Genomic DNA, 21,754 nt, shown 5'->3' on the forward strand with positions numbered 1-21,754 from the left:
CGGGCGTTGACCTACGCGTTGAGAGAATGACGCCGCAAGGTGTCGCGCCATCTAACCACCCGAGTTGGCGTCTACCGGGGTTCCTGACATATCGTTTTGATTACTTGTCGCGTCGGGGCACGAGATCCGCTGGTCAACGGTGTCCGGTGGGTGCCTCATCGTCGGAGCCGGATGCTCTTCACGCAAGCGGTTCATCGCCGCAAGCCCACGAAGCAGACGGCCGAGAAGGACGCTACGGACAAGGGCCAACGGGCCAGCCCCGGGGTACAGCACCACCCCGTGCCGGTCTGTGTGGCACCTTCGAGGAGGGCACGACGGGAGCATCCAAGCGATGCGCTCGGCCGGGCCCTGGAGACGAGACGAGCAGCCCATGCCACACCCCGCGACCGGGCTTTACAACCCGGCATACGAGCACGATGCGTGCGGTGTCGCCATGGTCGTGGATATGCACGGCCGGCGCAGCCGCGACATCGTGGACAAGGCCATCACAGCACTGCTGAACCTGGAGCACCGTGGTGCCGCGGGAGCCGAACCGAATAGCGGTGACGGCGCCGGAATCATGCTGCAGATTCCGGACAAGTTCTTTCGTGCTGTCGTAGCCGAACAAGGAACTTTCGAGCTGCCCGCGGAGGGCAGCTACGCCTCCGGTATCGCCTTCCTGCCGCAGGGATCCAAGGACGCCGCAGCCGCCTGCGAGGCCGTCGAGAAGATCGTCGAGGCAGAGGGTTTGACCGTCCTGGGTTGGCGTGAGGTTCCTCACGACGACTCTTCGCTGGGCGCCCTGGCCCGCGACGCCATGCCCACGTTCCGGCAGCTGTTCATCTCCGGCGCCTCCGGCATCGATCTGGAGCGACGCGTCTATGTGGTGCGTAAGCGCATCGAGCACGAGCTGGGCAACCAGGGATCCGGCCGGGGCAGCCTCGGCGAGGAAACCGTCTACTTCCCAAGCCTTTCCGGTCGCACCTTCGTCTACAAGGGCATGCTGACCACCCCGCAACTGCGGGCGTTCTACCTGGATCTACAGGACGAGCGGGTCGAGAGTGCGCTGGGCATCGTGCACTCGCGCTTCTCCACCAACACCTTCCCGTCATGGCCGCTGGCGCACCCCTACCGCCGGGTGGCACACAACGGTGAGATCAACACCGTCGCAGGCAATGAGAACTGGATGCGGGCCCGCGAGGCGCTCATCAAGACCGATGTCTTCGGTGAGCCGGCCCAGCTCGAGAAGATCTTCCCGATCTGTACGCGCGGTGCCTCGGACACGGCGCGGTTCGACGAGGCACTGGAACTGCTGCACCTGGGTGGCCGCCCCTTGCACCACGCGGTGCTGATGATGATTCCCGAGGCGTGGGAGCGACACGAGTCCATGGACCCGGAGCGCCGTGCCTTTTACGAGTACCACTCCTCCCTCATGGAGCCCTGGGATGGACCGGCCTCGGTCTGCTTCACCGATGGCACCATCGTCGGGGCGGTGCTCGACCGCAACGGCCTACGGCCGTCCCGTGTTTGGGTGACCAGCGACGGACTCGTCGTGATGGCCTCCGAGGCCGGCGTGCTGGATCTGGATCCGTCCACCGTCGTGCAGCGCACCCGCCTGCAGCCCGGTCGCATGTTCCTGGTGGACACCACCCAGGGCCGCATCGTCTCCGATGAAGAGGTCAAGGCCGAGCTCGCCGCTGCCCAGCCGTACAAGCAGTGGCTCGACGAGGGATTGGTACGGCTGGAGCAGCTGCCCGACCGTCCGCACCAGCACATGCCGCATGACCGAATCGTGTTGCGCCAGCAGGTATTCGGCTACACCTACGAAGAGATCAATCTCCTGGTGGCGCCGATGGCCCGCACCGGTGCCGAGGCTCTCGGGTCGATGGGTACCGACACCCCGATCGCGGTGCTGTCCAACCGCTCCCGGATGCTGTTCGACTACTTCCAGCAGCTCTTCGCGCAGGTCACCAACCCCCCGCTGGACGCCATCCGCGAGGAGGTCGTCACCAGCCTGGGTGGTGTGATCGGACCCGAGGGCGACCTGTTGCACCCGACTGCCGAGTCGTGCCACCAGATCCTGTTGCCGCAGCCGGTGCTGCACAACGACGAGCTGGACAAGCTGATCCACCTGAACCCCGCCGATCAGGTCGGCGGACGCCCGCACGGCTTCTCCAGCCGGGTGATCCGCTGCCTGTACCCCGTCGCCGAGGGCGGTGCCGGATTGCGGACGGCCCTCGAGTCGGTGCGCGCCGAGGTGTCGGCGGCCATCTCCGACGGCGCCCAGGTGATCATCCTGTCCGACCGTGAGTCGGACGACCAGATGGCGCCCATCCCTTCGCTTCTGGCGGTCGCGGCGGTGCATCATCACCTGGTGCGGGAGAAGTCACGCACCAAGGTCGGTCTGGTGGTCGAAGCCGGTGACGCGCGCGAGGTTCACCACGTCGCGGCGCTGGTCGGTTTCGGTGCCGCGGCCGTCAACCCCTACATGGCGTTCGAGTCGATCGAGGATCTGATCGACCGCGGCGTGATCTCGGGTGTGGAGCGCGACAAGGCGATTCGCAACTACATCAAGGCCGCCGGCAAGGGTGTGCTGAAGGTGATGTCCAAGATGGGCATCTCCACGTTGGCCTCCTACACCGGCGCGCAGCTGTTCCAGGCCATCGGCCTGTCGCAGGACATGCTCGACGAGTACTTCACCGGATTGGCCTGCCCCACAGGCGGTATCGGTCTCGACGAAATTGCCGCCGATGTGGCCTCGCGCCACCACCTGGCCTTCCTGGAGCGTCCTGAGGAGTGGGCGCACCGGGAACTGGAGGTCGGTGGCGAGTACCAGTGGCGGCGTGAGGGTGAGTACCACCTGTTCAACCCCGACACCGTGTTCAAGCTGCAGCACTCCACGCGCACGGGCCAGTACTCGGTGTTCAAGGAGTACACCCAGCTGGTTGACGACCAGAGCGAGCGGATGGCTTCGCTGCGCGGCCTGCTGAAGTTCAAGAGCCCCGAGGACGGCGGGCGGCCGCCTGTTCCGCTGGATGAGGTGGAGCCCGCGAGCGAGATCGTCAAGCGCTTCTCAACCGGAGCGATGAGCTTCGGCTCGATCTCCGCCGAGGCGCACGAGACGCTGGCGATCGCGATGAACCGTCTGGGCGGCCGCTCCAACTCCGGTGAGGGCGGCGAGGATCCACGCCGGTTCACCCCCGACGAGAACGGTGACTGGCGCCGCAGCGCCATCAAGCAGGTGGCCTCCGGCCGGTTCGGTGTCACCTCGCACTACTTGAGCAACTGCACCGACATCCAGATTAAGATGGCGCAGGGCGCCAAGCCCGGTGAAGGTGGCCAGCTGCCGGCGCACAAGGTGTACCCGTGGGTGGCCGAGGTGCGGCACTCCACGCCCGGCGTGGGACTGATTTCCCCGCCGCCGCACCATGACATCTATTCGATCGAGGATCTGGCGCAGCTGATCCACGATCTGAAGAACGCGAACCCGCAGGCGCGTGTCCACGTGAAGCTGGTGTCGGAGAACGGTGTCGGCACGGTCGCCACGGGTGTCTCGAAGGCGCACGCCGACGTGGTGCTCATCTCCGGGCACGACGGCGGAACGGGTGCCACCCCGCTGACCTCCATGAAGCACGCGGGTGCGCCGTGGGAGCTGGGCCTGGCCGAGACACAGCAGACGCTGCTGCTCAACGGCCTGCGTGACCGCATCGTGGTGCAGGTGGACGGCCAGCTCAAGACCGGCCGCGACGTGATGATCGCCATGCTGCTGGGCGGCGAGGAATTCGGTTTCGCGACCGCTCCGCTGGTGGTCTCGGGCTGCATCATGATGCGCGTGTGCCACCTGGACACCTGCCCGGTGGGTGTGGCCACCCAGAACCCGGTGCTGCGCCAGCGCTTCAACGGCAAGCCGGAGTTCGTGGAGAACTTCTTCCTGTTCATCGCCGAAGAGGTGCGCGAGCTCATGGCCGAGCTCGGCTTCCGCACCGTCAACGAGGCCGTTGGGCAGGTTGGCGCGCTGGATACCGAGAAGGCGATTGCGCACTGGAAGGCCAGCAAGATCGACCTGACCCCGGTGCTGACGGAGCCGGAGTCGGCGTTCATGAACCAGGACCTGTACTGCAGCGGTTCGCAGGATCACGGCCTGGAGAAGGCGCTGGATCAGCAGCTCATCGTGATGAGCCGCGAGGCGCTGGATCACGGCACCCCGGTCAAGTTCGAGACGCTGATCACCAACGTCAACCGGACCGTCGGCACCATGCTCGGTCACGAGGTGACCAAGGCCTACGGCGGCGAAGGTCTCCCGGACGACACCGTCGACATCACCTTCACCGGCTCAGCGGGTAACAGCTTCGGTGCCTTCGTGCCACGCGGCATCACGCTGCGGCTGTTCGGGGACGCCAACGACTACGTGGGCAAGGGCCTGTCCGGTGGACACATCGCGGTGCGCCCGTCCCGTGAGGCGCCCGCTGGCTTTGAGGCCGAGAAGAACATCATCGGCGGAAATGTCATCCTGTTCGGCGCTACGAGCGGTGAGGCTTTCCTCAACGGCCTGGTGGGCGAGCGGTTCGCGGTGCGTAACTCGGGAGCATCCGCTGTCGTGGAGGGCGTGGGCGATCACGGGTGCGAGTACATGACCGGTGGAACCGTGGTGGTGCTCGGGCCGACCGGACGTAACTTCGCGGCGGGTATGTCCGGCGGTGTGGCTTACGTCTACGACCCCGCCAAGCAGCTGGTGGACAACCTCAACGATGAGATGGTCGACGTGGATGCGCTCGACCCCGACGATGAGCAGGTGCTGCGCAGCTTGATCGAGAAGCATGTGGCGGCGACCGACTCTGCTGTCGGACAACGCATTCTGGCCGACTGGAGCGGCCAAAGTGACTCCTTCGTCAAGGTGATGCCGCGCGACTACCGTCGCGTGCTGGAGGCAATCGCCGACGCGGAGCTGACCGGAGGCGATGTGAACGAAGCGATCATGGCGGCTGCTCGTGGGTGACCCAAGCGGCTTTCTGACCCACACCACCCGCGAGCTACCGAAGCGGCGCCCTGTGCCGCTGCGGCTGCTCGACTGGAAAGAGGTCTACGAAGATTTCGAGCACACGGCCCTGCAGACGCAGGCTTCGCGCTGCATGGATTGCGGAATACCGTTCTGCCACAAGGGCTGTCCGCTGGGCAATCTGATTCCCGAGTGGAACGACATGGTGTACCGCGGGAACTGGCGCGAGGCCATCGAGCGGCTACACGCCACCAACAACTTCCCGGAGTTCACCGGTCGGCTCTGCCCCGCGCCATGTGAGGCCTCGTGTGTGCTGGGCATCAACCAGGACCCGGTGACCATCAAGCAGGTCGAGGTCGAGCTGATCGACAACGCCTTCGAGAATGACTGGGTCAAGCCCATTCCGTCTGAGGTGAAGACCGGCAAGAAGGTAGCGGTGGTGGGTTCCGGGCCAGCGGGATTGGCTGCGGCACAGCAGCTCACTCGCGCCGGACACGACGTCACCGTGTACGAGCGGGCCGACCGCATCGGCGGTCTGCTGCGCTACGGCATCCCCGAGTTCAAGATGGAAAAGCGTCACATCGACCGGCGTCTGGACCAAATGCGGGCCGAGGGAACGGTTTTCGAGGCCGGTGTGAACGTTGGCGTCGATATAACAGCCGACGACCTCCGCACAAACTTCGATGCCGTGGTTCTTGCCGGCGGGGCAACCGCCTGGCGCGATCTGCCGGTTCCGGGCCGCGAGCTCGAGGGCATCTACCAGGCCATGGAGTACCTGCCGTGGGCCAACAAGGTGCAGCTGGGCGATGACGTCGTGGACGCCGATGGCCAGCCGCCGATCACGGCAAAGGGCAAGCGCGTCATCATCATTGGTGGTGGCGACACTGGCGCTGACTGCCTGGGCACCGCCCACCGGCAAGGTGCGGCGAGCGTCCAGCAGTTCGAGATCATGCCCAAGCCGCCGGAGCTCCGTTCCGAGCGCGACCCGTGGCCCACCTACCCGACACTGTTCCGGGTGGCCTCCGCGCACGAAGAGGGCGGCGAGCGGATCTACGCCGTGAACACCGAGCGGTTCCTCGGCGAGGACGGCAAGGTGACCGGTCTGCGTGCCCACGAAGTCGTCTTCAACGCCGGCAAGTTCGAGAAAGTCGAGGGCTCGGACTTCGAGCTGGAGGCCGACATCGTCTTCCTGGCAATGGGATTCGTCGGGCCGGAGAAGCCAGGGCTGCTCGAGAATCTGGGCGTGGAGCTCACCGATCGCGGGAATGTGGCGCGCAACGACGCGTACGCGACGTCCGTCGACGGCGTGTTCGTGGCTGGAGACATGGGCCGTGGTCAGTCGCTGATCGTATGGGCGATTGCCGAGGGCCGTTCCGCTGCTGCCGCGGTGGACGCGTACCTCACCGGTGAGACGGCGCTACCCGCGCCGATCAAGCCGACCGCCGCGCCGCAGCGCTAGTCGCTCCTGTCGAGACGGCGCGGGGGTACGTATCTCGCGCGTATCTCGTGTCGATTCCGTGTGCAGACGCCTTCGCGTAGCGCGGTGGGCTGGAATGTTGCCAGTCCGCCCCGGGTCGGTAGCTCGCAACGATTTCGCCGCCCGATACCAGATATCTTTGCTTGACGCGGGTGTGACACGTGAGATCGGTGCGAATTTGCGTTATGCTGCTGACCGGTTCTGAAAGCTTGCCGACGCAGGAGATGTTCTCGTGCCCAACACACCCGTTACCAAGACATGGGTTGGCCGAATTACCTGGTCACTGCTCCGTCATCCCATGAAGAGTCATAGTTTCCCTGAGAAGAACGAGCGGCTCATCACCCGCGAAGAGCTCCTGCGCTTCAGTCACTGAGCGTTGCTCGCAGCGGCAGTCGGCGTGTCGAAGTATGGACACGCGCATCGTGTCGAGATCGTTATAGACCTGTAACCAGTCTGAGTGTCGGCGGTAGCGGATCCCGCAGCATCGACGATCGCACCTAACCCTGCACGGTCAGCACCTGCGGCCCGTCGCCGGTGATGGCGATGGTGTGCTCGGAATGGGCGCCCCGCGCCCCGTCGGCCATCCGGAGCGTCCACCCGTCCGGATCCACGATGAGCCGGTGGGTGCCGCGCCCGAACCACGGCTCCAATGCCAGCGTGAGGCCCGGCTCGAGCTTCAACCCCCGTCCCGCCGTCCCCTTGTTCGGGACATGGGGATCCTCATGCATGGTCCGGCCCAGGCCGTGTCCACCGAAATCGGTGTTGATCCGGTAGCCGGCACCCTCCGCGACCGTGGCCACGGCCGCGGAGATATCGCCGAGCCGATTACCCGGCCGTGCCGCCGCGATGGCTGCGTCCAGGGCCATCCGAGTGGTGTCGATCAGCCGGACATCCTCAGGGTCCGGGGTCCCGACGATGACGCTCACCGCCGAGTCGGCCACCCAGCCGTCGATGCTCACCGCGAAGTCCATGCTGAGCAGGTCTCCGTCGGCGAGTACGTAGTCATGGGGAAGTCCATGTAGCACAGCATCATTGACTGATAGGCAGATGACATTGCGGAATGGTCCGCGTCCGAACGAGGGGGAGTAGTCCCAGTAGCAGGACACCGCGCCGCGTTCGGTGACCATGTCACGTGCCCGCTGTTCCAGGGATAGCAGGTTGACGCCCGGCGCGGCCAATGACGACAACTCGGCCAGTACCGAGGCCACGAACTCACCGGTCACGCGCATGCGCCCGATTTCCGCGGGCGACTTCAACTCGATCACGCGTACCTCCTTGACGGTATTTAAATACCACCTTAGGGCTTTCGGTATTTAAATACCAAGACTAAAGTCGTGAGCATGGTTCGTCAGCCGCTCACCGCCGAACAACTCGCCGCGGGTAAGCGTTTGGGCCGACTGCTGCGCGCCGCGCGTGCCGACCGGCCGCTCGACGATGTCGCCCGCGCTTCGGGGATCTCACCGGAGACGCTGCGGAAGATCGAAACCGGCAGGCTTCCGACGCCCGCATTCGGTGCCGTCGTCCAACTCGCCGGAACCCTGTGCCTCGATCTCAACGACGTGGCGGCCGTATGGCAGGAAGAGACCAAGATCGGCGCCGCGTCCTAACCACCGCAGCCGTAAAATCGGCCGGGTGCACAGCTGGGGTGGGGAGAGGCGGCTGCCGCGTCGCGTTGTGGTGAGCACGCTGGTCGTGGCGTTATCGGCGATGGTCGTTCACAACCGCCTGGTCCCGTTCGATGTCCGTTTTTTTGGACTGACCGAGAACGGCTACGACCTGGACACCTATCGAGCCGCGGTCCGCGGGCTCTGGGATGGCAAGAGACTGTATGAGGCGCCGGCACTCAACCAGGCGTGGTTCGTCTACCCACCGTTCGCGACGCTGGTTCTGGCGCCGCTCGCGTGGGCCTCATTCGAGGTCGCGAAGTGGGTGCTGCTGGTTCTTTCCCTTTCTGCGCTGGCGCCGCTCGCGTGGCGCATCCTGCGGGCGGCCGGGATTCGTGGCGACGGCCGGCTGGTTCTGGTCAGTGCCGCGCTGGCCGTCATCGTCATCGACGTCGAACCGGTGCAGGCCACCCTCTGGTGGGGGCAGATCAACGTCCTGCTCATGGTGGCAGTGCTTCTCGACCTGCTGGGCCCGGCGCAGGCCCGATGGCGAGGAATAGGGCTCGGTCTGGCCGCGGGCATCAAACTCACCCCGCTGATCTTCCTGCCGTACCTGCTGCTCACCCGCCAATGGCGCGCCTCGGCGATCGCCACGGGAACCTTCGCCGCCACTGTGGCATTGACGTGGCCATTGTTACCTCGCGACAGCGGATGGTTCTGGAGCCATTTGGGCGACACCGCACACATCAGCCGCATCGATCACCTGGCCAACCAGTCGATCAACGGCTTCCTCGCCAGGTTCTTCTTCCCGCAGCCGCGCCCCGAGTGGTTGTGGATTGGATTGGGCCTCGTGGTCCTTGCCGCGGGTCTCGCAGTGGCGGTGTGGGCACACCGCAGAGGCGAACGAACTTTGGCCGTGGTCTTGGTCGGCCTCACCGGATGCGCGGTATCGCCGTTCAGTTGGGCCGCCCACTGGGTATGGTTCGCGCCCGCGATCATCTGGCTGGTCGCGAAAGCTTGTACTACGCAACGGCCTTGGTCTCGTGGTTGGGCGTATCGCGCCGCTGCACTATTCGCGATGGTCTTCATATGGACCCTGCACCGGCCCGGCCGCGGGCACACCACCATCTATTTCAGCGGGGTGTACTGGAATTTTCTGGATCTGCGGCCCTTCTGGGTGGGCCAACTGATGAGCGGATGGTACCCGTTGGTGTTCCTGTGCTTCATGATCGGCGCCGCGGCCTGGCTGCGTCTGAGCACCGCAGCGGCCGACGATCCGGCTGAGTTGGCCGTGCTGACGACGGACATCGAGGATTTCGTTCCCGATGATCTGGATGAGCCGATGAGGGCGCGCGCCTAAGGTCTGACTATGGACCCGGTTAGCGCGTTACGCGAGATCGCGTACTACAAGGAGCTCGCCCGCGAGGAATCCCGCCGGGTGATGGCCTACCGCAAGGCCGCCGAGGTCATCGCCGCGCTCAGCCCCGAAGAACGAGAACGTCATGGCGACAACAAGACCTGGAAAAGCCTGACGGGTCTGGGGCCCAAGACAGCGACGGTCGCCGCCGAGGCCTGGGCCGGCAAGGTCCCGGCGACCCTCGAACAACTACGCGCCAATGCCAAGAGCACCGGTGGTGGCGCGATGCGGGAAGCGCTCAAGGGGGACCTGCATCTGCACTCCAACTGGTCCGATGGATCGGTGCCCATCGAGGAAATGATGAGCGCCGCCAAGGCGCTCGGCCACGAATACTGTGCGCTCACCGATCATTCGCCCCGTCTGCGGGTTGCCAACGGGCTATCGGCAGACCGACTGCGCGCGCAGCTGAAGGTCATCGACGATTTGCGAGATCAGATGGCGCCCATGCGAATTCTGACCGGTATCGAGGTCGATATTCTCGACGACGGTGATCTCGATCAGGACCCAGAACTTCTCGATCAGCTCGACATCGTGGTGGCCAGCGTGCATTCCAAGCTTGCGATGGATTCCGCCGCCATGACGCGGCGCATGATCGCCGCCGTCACCAACCCGCGCGTGGACGTGCTGGGCCACTGCACGGGACGGCTGGTGGAGGGGGAGCGCGGCACCCGCAGCGAATCGAAATTCAATGCCGCAGAGGTGTTTCGGGCGTGTCGCGACTCCGGCACGGCCGTCGAGATCAACTCACGACCGGAGCGCAGGGATCCGCCGCGCCGGTTGCTCGACCTGGCGCTGAACATCGGCTGCGACTTCTCCATCGATACCGATGCGCATGCGCCCGGGCAGCTGGAGTTCTCCGGATATGGCTGCGAGCGCGCCCTGGAGGCGGGGGTCCCGGAGGAACGAGTGATCAACACGTGGCCCGTCGAGCAGCTGCTGGCGCGGACCAAGCAAGCCCGGTAGTCGCCTATTGACACTTTGAACACATTCGCGCAAAGTGTTCAAGCGTGAAGCTCGTGAAGACGGCGGGCCCGCGCGGTGAGGTACCTGAACCGATCGTCGCGGCCGTCGCACAGACCCTGGTCAGATCCGGAATTCAGCGATTCAGCCTGTCGGCCGCCGCCGACGAGGCGGGTGTTTCACGTGGCACCATCTACAACTGGTTCGGCGGCAAGAAGGAGGCCATCGATGTCGCCGTGGGCTTCATCGCGGGCGCCTTCATCGAGCTGTTCGCTGGGGCGGTAAGTGCCAAGACCACCCTGACCGATCAGGTCGGTGAGGCCGCGGTGCGCATCAGTGACCATCGTGCCTGGTCCGATCGCCTGGATCCGACGCTGCACGTGTCGAACGTGCTGGAGCTGGTGCTCGACGAGTGTGGCGACGACCTGATGCGCCGGTCGGTCGAGTTTTGGGTACCGCAGGTCGAGGCCGCCACGGAACGCGGCGAGATCGGTAGGGACATCGACGCGACCGAGGCGGCCGAATGGATCATGCGAACCCTGATGAGCATCGAGGTGCTGCCCGCCATCTCCGTCGACCTGAAGGATCCGGACCGGGTGCGCGACTATTTCTCCCGATTCATCCTGCGCGGACTGGCATGACAAAACTCGACTTTCAGGTCGCGATCATCGGGGCCGGCCCGGGTGGCATCGCCGCCGGCTATTACCTGCGCCGGCAGGGCATCGACGATTTCGTCATCCTGGACCGCGCCGACGACTTCGGCGGCACTTGGCGCGACAACACCTATCCGGGTCTCGCCGTCGACATCCCAATCTTGTTTTACCAATTGAGTTTTGCGCGAACCGGACGGTGGAACAAGCTGTTCGCCGACGGCGCCGATATCCAGCGCTACCACTTATCGGTGGTGGCCGAACTGGGGCTGCGCAAGCATTTCCAGAGCGGCAGCGACGTCATCGCGGAACGCTGGAACGAGGACGGAGACCACTGGGAACTCACCATCGCGGGAAAACGGCCCATCCGCGTCCGATACGTCATCAGCGCGGTGGGCGGATACATCGACACCAAACCGGGCCCAGACATCGCCGGTATCAGTAATTTTCGTGGCAGAGTCATGCGGCCCAACGCGTGGGATCACTCCTACGACCACGCGGGCAAGCGTGTCGCGGTGATCGGCACCGGTTCCAGCGGCATCCAGATCGCCCCCGCCGTCGCCAGGACCGCCGCGTCGGTCACCACCTTCCAGCGCACGCCAGCATGGATCATTCCCAAACCCAACCCGGATCTTTCACCGCGTGCCCAGCGGCTTCTGAACGCGCCATTTGTACTGACGATCATCAACGCTCTGATCGTCGCGTCGATGGACGTCGCGGAGGCCGTGCTGTTTCACCTGCTGCCGCTGCTGCCGGAATCGGTACTGCGCCGGCTGATTCCCCGGTACGACAACATGGCGAGACGGTGGTACCGCCATCTGCTGGGGGACATCGTCAGGGACCCGAAACTGCGGGAGGCCCTGATGCCCAGCTACGGCATCCTCGCGCGGCGCACCATCTTGTCGAACGACTTCCTGCAGGCCGTGGATACCGGTGCAGTTCGACTGATCACCGAGCCCATCACACGCATCACCGAAACCGGTATCGAGACGGCGGACGGCACCCAGCACGCTGTCGACCTTCTGGTGTTGGCGACCGGCTACGAGATATACACCGATCCGGAGCATTACAAGCCGGGAGTGGTGCAGGGCCGCAACGGATTCGATATCGGTGTGTACTACCGCGACAACGAGATGCGGACCTATGGTGGGTCGGCGCTGCCCGGGCTGCCCAACCGATGGATGCTGGTGGGGCCCGAGGGCAACCAGGGGCAGGGCTGGCACGCGATGGTGGAGGCCAACGCGCGCCACGCGGCCCGAATCATCGGCGAATCAAGCCGGTGTCATCGCGAAGTGGCAGAGGTCAGCCGGCGGGCGTTCGACAAGTGGGTGCGCAAGATGGCTCACCAGAGCAAGGCGATCCGACTGTATGCGACCGACTGCCAACCGCCGCTGAGCACCTACTTTGTCAATTCCAAGGGTGAGACGCGGTACTACCGTCCGCAGACGGTGAGCGAAATGAACTGGTTCTCAAGGCGTTCCCCGCTCTCCGACTACGCCTTCCGCCCCGTGTCCATCGAAGCAAAGGTGCATCATGACCAGTCAGCCTGACAAACCGCTCGCCGGACGCGTCGCGTACATCACCGGAGCGGGACGCGGTCAGGGGCGTGCGCACGCGATTCGGCTAGCCGCCGACGGCGCCGATATCGTGGCCATCGACACCTGTGACAAACCATCGCCCTACAACGAATACCCGTCGACCACACCGCAAGAGTTCGACGAGACCGTCGCCGCGGTAAGGGATCTAGGACGCGACATCATTGCCGAACGTGTCGACGTGCGCGATCTTGCCGGGCAGCAGAAGGTGATCGATGAGGCGATTACCCGATTTGGGCGTCTGGACATCGTGGTGGCCAACGCGGGAATCGCCAGCTGGGCCCGGCTCTGGGAGATCGAAGCCGACCAATGGCGCGATGTCATCGACGTCAATCTGACCGGAGTGTGGAACACCATCAAGGCGGCAGTCCCCGCGATGATCGAAGCCGGTAACGGCGGATCCATCATCACGGTGAGCTCGTCGGCCGGAATCAAGGCCATGCCGGGCTGTGGGCACTACGTGGCGGCGAAGTTCGGTGTAGTGGGCCTGACAAACTCTTTGGCAGTTGAATTGGGGGAGTATGGGATTCGTGTCAACTCCATTCATCCCTACGGAACCAACACACCCTTGGCGGCTGACCAGTCGGTGCTGAGGATGTTCGAGAAGCATCCCGCATATCTGCAGAGCTTCAGTCAGACACTGGTGGACAACGACCGGCTCGTCGAACCCGCCGAGATCGCCGAGGTGGTGGCCTGGCTCGCCGGCGATGCATCCGGTGTCATGACCGGCGCCCAAATTCCGGTCGACAAGGGGTACCTGAAGCGATGACCACCTGTCCGTTCGCGGCCGGATTCGACTTCACCGATCCGGACCTGATTCAGCAGCGCATCCCCGCCGAGGAATTCGCATACCTGCGAAAGACCGAGCCCATCTGGTGGAACACGCAGCCCCGAGGAGTGGCGGGCTTCGATGACGACGGCTACTGGGTGGTGACCAAACACGCTGATGTCAAGGAGATATCCCGTCTCAGCGAGGTCTTCTCCAACAGTGCGAACACCACCGTGGTGCGCTACAACGAGGACATCACCCCCGAGCAGCTCGAGATCCAGCGCGAGAATCTGCTGATCGACATGGACGAACCCAAGCACCGCATTCTGCGGCGCATCGTCTCACCGCTCTTCACGCCCAAGGCCGTCAACGGTTTGCACGCACGGCTTGTCGAGCGCGCCGGCGGCATCGTGGAGGCGGCCGCCGAAAAGGCCAGCGGCAATTTCGTTTCCGATATCGCCTCGGTGCTGCCGATGCACGCCATCGCGGACCTCGTGGGCATTCCGGAATCGGACCGACAGCAGGTGCTGGACTGGACCAACCAGATGTTCGCCTACGACGACCCGGCCATCGGCAAGGACACCGCCACCACAGCGACGGTTTCGATGCTGGGCTACGCCTACGCGATGGCCGAAGAGCGCCAGCTGAATCCGCGCGACGACATACTGACCGGTCTGGTGCAGGGCGCCTACGATGACCGGCCGCTGACCCCACTGGAGTTCGCCTACTTTGTCATCCAGCTGATGGTCGCGGGCAACGAGACCTCGCGCAACGCGATCACCCACGGGGTACTGGCCTTCGCCGCTAATCCCGCGCAGTGGGAGCTGTACCGCGAACACCGCCCACAGACAGCCGCCGACGAGATCATCCGATGGGCCAGCCCCATCATCGCCTTCCAACGCACCGCGTTGCAGGACGTCGAACTTGGCGGCGTCCAGATCGGCAAGGGCCAGCGCGTCGGAATGTTCTATGCCTCGGCCAACTTCGACGAGGAGGTGTTCGACGAACCGTTCACCTTCAACATCGAGCGCGACCCCAACCCGCATCTCGCGTTCGGGGGCCACGGGAGTCACTATTGCCTTGGCGCGAATCTCGCGCGACTGGAAATCGGCATCATGTTCGACGCGTTGGCAGACAGGCTGCCGGATCTGATCCCCACCGGGGAGCCCACCCGCTTCCGGTCGGGGTGGATCAACGGCGTGGTGGCGTTGCCAGCGAACTACATCGGATGAGGGCGTCGTGGTCGACAGGTCGAGCGGATATGAGGGCGTTGCCGCCGAGTTCGTCCGTGTTAGATCGACCACCGTCGGGGTGGGCAGGGTCCGCGACTGGGCCAAAGCGCTGCCCCGCGGAGCCGCCGTTGTCGATCTGGGCTGTGGGCCCGGCGTTCCCCTTACCGAGGCGCTGGTAGCGGAGGGACTTCGGGTCTACGGCATTGATGCCGCACCGTCCTTCGTCCAAGCATTTCGGTGCAATCTCCCCGACACGCCGGTTGCCTGTGAATCGGTCCAAGATTCGACATTTTTTGGCCGGACTTTCGATGGTGTCTTGGCCTGGGGGCTGATGTTCTTACTTTCTGCCGAGGATCAGCGGCACCTGATCCAGCGGATTGCCGACATATTGGCGCCGGGCGGCAGGCTGCTATTCACCTCCGCCGCGCGGATTGGGTCCGGCAAGGATGTGCTGACGGCAGTGGAGTCGCGGTCCCTTGGCGCCGAGGAGTACCGCCGGCGGCTGGCAGCGGTGGAGATTTCAGTCGTCGGTGAATACGAAGATGAGGGCCACAATCACTACTTCGATGCCGTCAAGGAAACGAAGGCGATTCGGCCCACATCGCCGATTGTCGAGTGAGCACACACTCTGATCTGCGCCATCACCGCAGACCTCGTGCACAGTGTGATCGGGATCGCAAGGGTCTAACTTTACTTTTCTCACTGAACCGTAAGCGGTAGCATCGCGGCATGTCCGAACACTTTGACGTGCTCATTGTCGGCGCAGGCATCTCCGGGATCAGTGCCGCGTGGCACATCCAGGATCGCTGCCCGTCCAAGACCTACGCGGTGCTTGAGGCCCGCGACGACATGGGTGGCACCTGGAACCTGTTCAAGTACCCGGGTATTCGGTCCGACTCGGACATGTACACGTTGGGTTTCCGGTTCTCGCCGTGGAATGACAGCCGCACCCTGGCCGACGGCCCGTCGATCCTCGACTACGTACACAAGACCGCCGCCAACGCCGGAATCGACGGGCACGTCCGATACCGCCAGAAGGTCGTCGGTGCCGCCTGGAACACCGAGACCCAGCAGTGGACCGTCCAGGTGGACCACGACGGCAAGACCATCGAGTACACCTGTTCCTTCCTGTTCTGCTGCAGTGGCTACTACGACTACGACCAGGGTTACTCACCGGAGTTCCCCGGGTTGGCGGACTTCAAGGGCACCGTGGTGCACCCGCAGCACTGGCCCGAGGACCTTGACTACAAGGGCAAGAAGGTCGTGGTGATCGGCTCCGGTGCCACCGCGGTGACGCTGGTTCCGGCGATGGCACCCGACACCGGCCACATCACCATGCTGCAGCGCTCACCCACCTACATTCTGTCGCTGCCCAACGAGAACCCGATCATCAACGGGCTGCGTAAGGTGTTGCCGCCCAAGGTGGCTTACCCCGTCGCGCGCTGGATCAACATCGGCCAGCTGATCTTCAGCTACCAGGCCAGCCGGAAGTTCCCGCGCGCCGCGCGCCGGATCATCATGGCGCAAGCCAAGCTTCAGCTGCCCAAGGGATACGACTACAAGACCCACTTCGGCCCCAAGTACAACCCGTGGGACGAGCGTCTCTGTGTGGTTCCCAACGGCGATCTGTACAAAGCCGTCCGCAAGGGCAAGGCCGATATCGTCACCGACCACATCGAGACGTTCGACGAAACGGGCATCAAGCTGAAGTCGGGCAAGCACCTCGACGCTGACATTGTCATCACCGCAACGGGTTTGAACCTGAAGTTCTTCAGCGGCGTCATCCCGACGGTCGACGGCGAGCCGGTGGACCTCCCCTCGCAGACGGTCTACAAGGGTGCGATGCTCACCGGCGTCCCGAACATGGCGTTCACCATCGGCTACACCAATGCCTCGTGGACGCTCAAGGCCGACCTGGTGTCGGAGTACGTGGGCCGACTGCTGAATTACATGGACGAGAACGGCTATGTGACAGCGGTTCCCGAGCTTGCGGACGAGACCCTCGAGAAGCAGCCCTTCATGGACTTCACCCCCGGGTACGTGCTGCGTGCGCTGGAGGAGCTGCCCAAGCAGGGTGACAAGCACCCGTGGCGTTTGAAGCAGAACTACGCCTACGACATCGGCATGATGCGGCGCAGCCGTGTCACCGAGGGCATGCGCTTCGGCAGGAAGAGGGCGGCAGCGGCTCCGGCCGCCGAGCGCGCAGCCGTCAACAGCTGAGCATTTCTTCAGAACGGCCGGGTGTCACGAGGTGACACCCGGCCGTTTCGCTTGTCGGACTCACGTTTTCGGCGCGCGTCCCGGTGAGCGTGGTTGTCTGGGAGGGGGCTACTTCTGTTCTGGTGGGGCAAGATTCGTGCTGGCAGAGATCAAGGCGGGCAGCATCGGCCGCATGGGCAGCAATCGCTGCACCGCAGCCAGGAGTCGTGCGGTCCAGTCGGTGGTCGAGGAGGGGTCCTTGATGCTGTCGATGGCCACCCCCTGACCCATCGCGACGCACAGGCGAGCAAGGTCTTGCACGCTTTCCGTGGGAAGTCCGAGATCGTCGTAGAGCTCGGTGATCACACCGGCAACGTGGTCCAGCATGGTCCTGTCGCGGGCCGCGAGCTCATCGTTGAGCGTCGAATTGTGCCGGGCGACCAAGGCGAGCTCTATTTTCAGCAGAGCCCAGCCGGTATCGCTGAGCGATTGCTCAATCCAGACCTGAAACCTTCCCAGGCGATCCGCTGAGGAACCTCCGGCGAGCGATTGGCGATAGCTCTCAATCACTTGCTCGGTGTGGCGATCGATGACCTCCAGCGCCAAGGCCTCTTTACTCGGAAAATTCGAATACACGGCGCCCCGGCTATAGCCGGCATCTTCGGCCACCTGCTCATTCGACGTCGCCGCAAAACCTTGCCGTAAGTAGAGCTGGGTCGCGGACTCCACGAGTCGGGCCTTGGTCTGAGCCTGAGCCTCAGAGCGAGTCAATCGTTTGGCCACGACCGATGAGTCTATGCGGTGGGCTTCGATCATCAGAAGAACCGCGAGGTACGGTCGGTCGATGATCCGGTGTGGGATGTCGGGGTGACCGAGCTCCTTGCCGACGTCGCGGAGGGAGTGGCGACCCTCACCCTGCACGGTCCGGCGACGCGCAACGCGTTCACCGCCGAGCTGGGGCGTGAACTGGGCGCCGCCTACCGGCGTCTCGACGAGGACCCAGGCGTTCGCGTCATCGTGCTTACCGGCACTGCGCCGGCGTTTTGTAGTGGTGCACAGATCTCGATAGGCACGGAAACATTTGCCGCCCCCGATAATCCGGATTTCTCGGCCTCGCCGGTGCAACCCGCGGCATTCGAGCTGAGTACCCCCGTCATCGCGGCGGTGAACGGGCATGCGATCGGCATTGGGATGACGCTGGCGTTGCACGCCGACGTCCGGATTCTGGCCGAGGGGGCCCGCTACGCGATACCGCAGGTGAGATTCGGGGTGGCGCCGGATGCCATGGCGCACTGGACGCTACCGCGGTTGGTCGGCACGGCGGTCGCGGCAGAACTGCTGCTCACTGGCGCGAATTTCTCGGCGCGGCGGGCCGTCGAGACAGGTTTGGCCAACCGTTGTCTGCCCGCTGATGAAGTACTGGGTGCTGCGTTGGAGCTGGCTCGCGATATCGCGATAAACGTGGCACCCGAGTCCGCGGCGCTGACCAAGCGGCTGCTGTGGGATGCGCAGATGACAGGGATGGCACCAGCCGAGGTCGCGACACGGGAGACGGCCGATCACCTGCGTCTCATGGGTTCACGGGACGCCACGGAGGGGCCGCGCGCATTCATGGAAGGTCGCACCCCGCGGTGGCGCGACCAGGGATGACGTCGTGCGCAGGGGTTGAATCACGACTGTGCGCCACCTCCTCTATATTTGGGTACTGAACGTATCCAGATAATCGTCGCGGCGACGAAAAAGGAGCTCACCATGGGACGACACCGCCTTGTCTCTGCCGGGGACGACGAGGCGGAGACGGACCCGCGGCTGTTTCACCGGGACTGGACGAATGCCGAAAACGCCGAGGCGCCTCAGGCGGTCATCGATCCGAATCCGGATGTCGCCCCGGCGGCGCCGCCCTGGTTCAGGGGCTGACCGGACCCAATAGTCGGTTCAGGTAGCCGCCGCTGAACGTACCCTCGGGGTCCAGTCGCGCGCGGATCTCTTGGAATGTTTGCCATTCGGGATACCGCTCACCCAACTGCTCGGCAGTCAACGTGTGTCGCTTGCCCCAATGTGGGCGGCCGCCCAACCCGACCAGGATGGGCTCAAGGTCGCGGAAGTAGGACTCCCATTGGCCGTGAATCGTTTGGTGCACTGCCAGATACATGCTCTCGCGACCGTAGGCGGGGGCCAGCAGTGCGTCATCGGCCTGGGTGAAACGGACCTCCAGGGGGAATGCCACCTGATGCCGATTTCGTTCGATGGCGGCCAGCGCGGTCGCGATCGCCTCGCGGGCATTCGCCAGTGGAAGTGAGTACTCCATCTCGGTGAACTTCACCTTGCGCGGGCTGGCGAAAACCGCCGCGCTCTCATCCTGAGACTCATTGGAACCCGCAAGGGCCGCAACAAATCTAGATATCCACGGGGCTGCAGCGGGCAGGCGACCGGCCGTCCACATCAGGGCCCCGAGCGCGCCGTTTTCCACCAGGTCGCGTTCCACCCAATGCTTGACGGGATTGCGCGGCCAGGGGGCCTCGTCGGTGCGCGTCGACTGCAGCAGCAAGACCCGTCGTGTATGCGGAAATAGGTACAGCTCAAGATGATCGGTATCGGCCAGCAGTGTGGGAAGCTCGGCCAACACGGTGTCCAGATCCTGCACGGACTGACGACGGTGTAGCCGGAAAGCGGGAACGCATTGCAGGGTGAACTCGGTGACCACCCCCAGCGCCCCCAGTGAGATGCGGGCGGCACGCAGCTCGTCGCCGCCGTCGATCTCGTGAATGGTGCCATCGGCAGCCATGATTCGCATCGACTCGATGGTCTGAGAGATATTGCCGAACTTCAGGCCCGTCCCGTGCGTGCCGGTCGCGGCGGCCCCGGCGAGCGTCTGGACGTCGATATCGCCGAGATTGGGCAGTGCGAGCCCATGGCGTAGCAACGTGCGGTTCAGTTCGTGCAGCGTGATTCCGGCCTGCACACGCACGCGGTCCTGATTGTCCACAGAGATGAGCTGTCGCAGTTCGGCGATATCGATCTGCACGTCGTCGGTGACGCACAGTTGGGTGAAGGAATGCGACGAGCCGATCGGCCGCACCGTTCGCCCCGATGAACGCCTCAAGGCGAAGGCGAGCTCTTCCTCGGATCTTGGGCGAGCCACTAGTGCTGGGGCACAGGATGTTTGACCGCTCCAGTTGCGCCATTCGCTCACAGGAACATCATTCCCTCACCGCGATAGGTCGCCACCGAACCGGCATGTTGACCGTCCTCGACAAGCTGTAGCTCGGTGAAATGTTCGCAGAGCTCGCCGGCCTTGGCGTGCCGGAACCACACCACATCGCCGAGCCGCAGCTCCCGTGCCCCACGCAACGGGGTCTGTACTTCCCCGGCGCCCTCAGAGGCCTCAAAAGACAAACCTGTGGGCCAGGACGGCACCGGAACCCGGCTGGGGCCTGTCGGCCCACTGGCGATATACCCGCCGCCGAGCACGGTGGCCAGCTCAGGAGCGGGTTTACGCACCACCGGCAGCGCGAACGCGGCCGCCGGATCCAGATGCAGGCTGCGGTAGTGGTCGAACAGTGCGGGTGCGAAGAAGCCCGACCCGGCGGCCAGTTCGGTGGCGAAGCGCAACCCTGCGATGCGGGCAAGGCTGCCGGTGCCGCCGGAGTTCACCAGCTCCAGCGGAGCGGCCCCATTGGCGTGTAGCCGGGTGCTCACCGCGTCCAGGACACGGGGGAGGCGCTCGCCGAGTTCGCGTAGTGACGAGGCCTGCATCGCGCGAACAGCCAACTGGTACCAAGGATTTCCCGGAACGATATCGCCCACGCCGGCGATCTGACCGTCATAGGCCATCAGCGCTGCCAGTCGCAGTCCCGGTGTTGCGCACACCAGATCGGTGAGGGCCGCTGCCTGCTCAGGGGTGCGCACCGGGGAGCGTTTGGGCCCCAGATGCACGGGGCCGCCGAGTGGCCGCCAGCCGGCATCGATATCGAGGCATACCGGGATCGGAGCGTTCGTCTCGTGCGCGACATCTGCCAGCAGGCGGACATGGTCAGCCGAATCGATCAGGGGACGGATGACGGAGCGATGCCGGGCCGCTGTGGCCAGGGCGCCGCGATCGACACTGGGATAGGCAATCAGCAGGTCATCGACACCGGCGTCGGCCAGATGCACGGCCTCTGCCGGGGTAAAGGCGAGCACCCCGTGAAAACCCGGTATCTCCAGGAACTTTCGAATCAGTGCGGTGCTGCGTATCGACTTACTGGCCACCCTGATCGGTAACCCGGATGCGGCACCGACCAGCGTCGCGGCATTGGCCCGCGCCGCATCCATATCGACCGCGGCCAGCGGCACCGGTGCCCCCCGCAGCGCTTCGGCCAGTCGGCGCACCGACATCAGGCAGGAACCACGACAACGCCGTCATGGTCGGCGTAACAGATCGCCCCCGGTGTGAAGTCGATGCCGCCGAAGCTGACGACGACATCGCGTTCCCCAGCGCCGGTCTTGTGGCCCTTCCGCGGGTTGGTGCCGAGGGCCTTGATACCGATGTCCATGGTCGCCAGCTCGGCGCTGTCCCGGACAACGCCGTTGATGACCAGACCGGACCAGCCGCTGTTCACCGCGATCCCGGCGATGATGTCGCCAACGAGTGCGCAGTGCAGCGAGCCGCCGCCGTCAATGACCAGCACTCCGCCCGAACTAGGCTCGGACAGAATGGATTTCAGCAGGGCGTTGTCATGGTGGCAGCGCACCGTGGTGATGACCCCGGCGAATACCGGGCGCGCACCGTACTGAGCAAGCTGAAGATCGCAGCTGGCCATGTCGATGCCGAGCTCGTCTCCCAGGTCGGCGGTCGGTCGGGGTGTGATCGGTGCGGTCGTCATGCCCCGAGTTT

Annotated in this window: 18 protein-coding genes; 13 read left to right on the plus strand and 5 right to left on the minus strand. The window is 64.6% G+C overall.

What is annotated here, in order from left to right:
• Window positions 1–370 precede the first annotated feature (370 nt).
• Window positions 371–4,975 (plus strand): glutamate synthase large subunit, encoded by a 4,605-nt coding sequence (gene gltB / locus B4393_RS20990; protein ID WP_078335734.1) that lies wholly within the window; start codon window positions 371–373, stop codon window positions 4,973–4,975.
• On the plus strand, window positions 4,968–6,434 hold the full coding sequence (locus B4393_RS20995; protein ID WP_078335735.1) for a glutamate synthase subunit beta: 1,467 nt from the start codon (window positions 4,968–4,970) through the stop codon (window positions 6,432–6,434). The genes gltB and B4393_RS20995 overlap by 8 nt, the downstream gene beginning before the upstream one ends.
• 515 nt (window positions 6,435–6,949) lie before the next feature.
• Here B4393_RS20995 and map read toward each other — a convergent pair.
• A complete protein-coding gene (gene map / locus B4393_RS21000) occupies window positions 6,950–7,717 on the minus strand; it encodes a type I methionyl aminopeptidase (protein ID WP_078335736.1) in 768 nt (255 codons plus the stop codon).
• Window positions 7,718–7,792: 75 nt separating this feature from the next.
• Between map and B4393_RS21005 the strand changes: the two genes are divergently transcribed.
• The 9 genes from B4393_RS21005 to B4393_RS21045 all read left to right on the plus strand — a co-directional run bounded on the left by B4393_RS21005 (window position 7,793) and on the right by B4393_RS21045 (window position 16,899).
• Window positions 7,793–8,059, plus strand: a complete 267-nt coding sequence (locus B4393_RS21005; protein WP_070939113.1) for a helix-turn-helix domain-containing protein — start codon at window positions 7,793–7,795, stop codon at window positions 8,057–8,059.
• Window positions 8,060–8,084: 25 nt separating this feature from the next.
• Entirely contained in the window at window positions 8,085–9,416 is a 1,332-nt protein-coding gene (locus B4393_RS21010; RefSeq protein ID WP_078335737.1) for a glycosyltransferase 87 family protein, read from the plus strand.
• A gap of 9 nt (window positions 9,417–9,425) precedes the next feature.
• Window positions 9,426–10,436, plus strand: a complete 1,011-nt coding sequence (locus B4393_RS21015; RefSeq protein WP_078335738.1) for a PHP domain-containing protein — start codon at window positions 9,426–9,428, stop codon at window positions 10,434–10,436.
• Between the two features lie 44 nt (window positions 10,437–10,480).
• Complete coding sequence (locus B4393_RS21020) at window positions 10,481–11,074, plus strand: TetR/AcrR family transcriptional regulator (RefSeq protein WP_078282110.1); 594 nt, start codon at window positions 10,481–10,483, stop codon at window positions 11,072–11,074.
• Window positions 11,071–12,633, plus strand: a complete 1,563-nt coding sequence (locus tag B4393_RS21025; RefSeq protein WP_078335739.1) for a flavin-containing monooxygenase — start codon at window positions 11,071–11,073, stop codon at window positions 12,631–12,633. The genes B4393_RS21020 and B4393_RS21025 overlap by 4 nt, the downstream gene beginning before the upstream one ends.
• Window positions 12,617–13,447 carry a mycofactocin-coupled SDR family oxidoreductase gene (locus B4393_RS21030; RefSeq protein ID WP_078335740.1) on the plus strand — a complete coding sequence of 277 codons (831 nt, stop codon included), beginning with the start codon at window positions 12,617–12,619 and terminating at the stop codon, window positions 13,445–13,447. Before B4393_RS21025 ends, B4393_RS21030 begins: the two co-directional genes overlap by 17 nt.
• Window positions 13,444–14,679 (plus strand): cytochrome P450, encoded by a 1,236-nt coding sequence (locus B4393_RS21035; RefSeq protein ID WP_078335741.1) that lies wholly within the window; start codon window positions 13,444–13,446, stop codon window positions 14,677–14,679. The genes B4393_RS21030 and B4393_RS21035 overlap by 4 nt, the downstream gene beginning before the upstream one ends.
• Window positions 14,680–14,686: 7 nt before the next feature.
• Window positions 14,687–15,298: a class I SAM-dependent methyltransferase gene (locus tag B4393_RS21040; RefSeq protein ID WP_078335742.1), complete on the plus strand. Its 612-nt coding sequence runs from the start codon at window positions 14,687–14,689 to the stop codon at window positions 15,296–15,298.
• A gap of 110 nt (window positions 15,299–15,408) precedes the next feature.
• Complete coding sequence (locus tag B4393_RS21045) at window positions 15,409–16,899, plus strand: flavin-containing monooxygenase (protein ID WP_078335743.1); 1,491 nt, start codon at window positions 15,409–15,411, stop codon at window positions 16,897–16,899.
• Between the two features lie 108 nt (window positions 16,900–17,007).
• Here B4393_RS21045 and B4393_RS21050 read toward each other — a convergent pair whose 3' ends face one another.
• Window positions 17,008–17,661: a TetR/AcrR family transcriptional regulator gene (locus tag B4393_RS21050; protein ID WP_157901301.1), complete on the minus strand. Its 654-nt coding sequence runs from the start codon at window positions 17,659–17,661 to the stop codon at window positions 17,008–17,010.
• A gap of 84 nt (window positions 17,662–17,745) precedes the next feature.
• On the opposite strand from B4393_RS21050, the gene B4393_RS21055 reads away from it, so the two are divergent.
• On the plus strand, window positions 17,746–18,528 hold the full coding sequence (locus B4393_RS21055; protein WP_078335808.1) for an enoyl-CoA hydratase/isomerase family protein: 783 nt from the start codon (window positions 17,746–17,748) through the stop codon (window positions 18,526–18,528).
• Between the two features lie 102 nt (window positions 18,529–18,630).
• Entirely contained in the window at window positions 18,631–18,795 is a 165-nt protein-coding gene (locus tag B4393_RS27600) for a hypothetical protein (protein WP_157901302.1), read from the plus strand.
• Here the strand turns inward: B4393_RS27600 and B4393_RS21060 are convergent.
• The 3 genes from B4393_RS21060 to rraA are packed head-to-tail and all read right to left on the minus strand — an operon-like array spanning window position 18,785 to window position 21,743.
• Window positions 18,785–20,071, minus strand: a complete 1,287-nt coding sequence (locus B4393_RS21060; protein ID WP_078335745.1) for a D-arabinono-1,4-lactone oxidase — start codon at window positions 20,069–20,071, stop codon at window positions 18,785–18,787. The genes B4393_RS27600 and B4393_RS21060 overlap by 11 nt on opposite strands.
• On the minus strand, window positions 20,068–21,255 hold the full coding sequence (locus tag B4393_RS28515) for an amino acid deaminase/aldolase (RefSeq protein ID WP_078335746.1): 1,188 nt from the start codon (window positions 21,253–21,255) through the stop codon (window positions 20,068–20,070). The genes B4393_RS21060 and B4393_RS28515 overlap by 4 nt, the downstream gene beginning before the upstream one ends.
• On the minus strand, window positions 21,255–21,743 hold the full coding sequence (gene rraA / locus B4393_RS21070) for a ribonuclease E activity regulator RraA (RefSeq protein ID WP_078282100.1): 489 nt from the start codon (window positions 21,741–21,743) through the stop codon (window positions 21,255–21,257). Before rraA ends, B4393_RS28515 begins: the two co-directional genes overlap by 1 nt.
• Between the last annotated feature and the right edge of the window lie 11 nt (window positions 21,744–21,754).

Origin of the sequence: Mycobacteroides franklinii, from assembly GCF_002013895.1 — a bacterium.
Classification (GTDB): Bacteria; Actinomycetota; Actinomycetes; order Mycobacteriales; family Mycobacteriaceae; genus Mycobacterium; species Mycobacterium franklinii.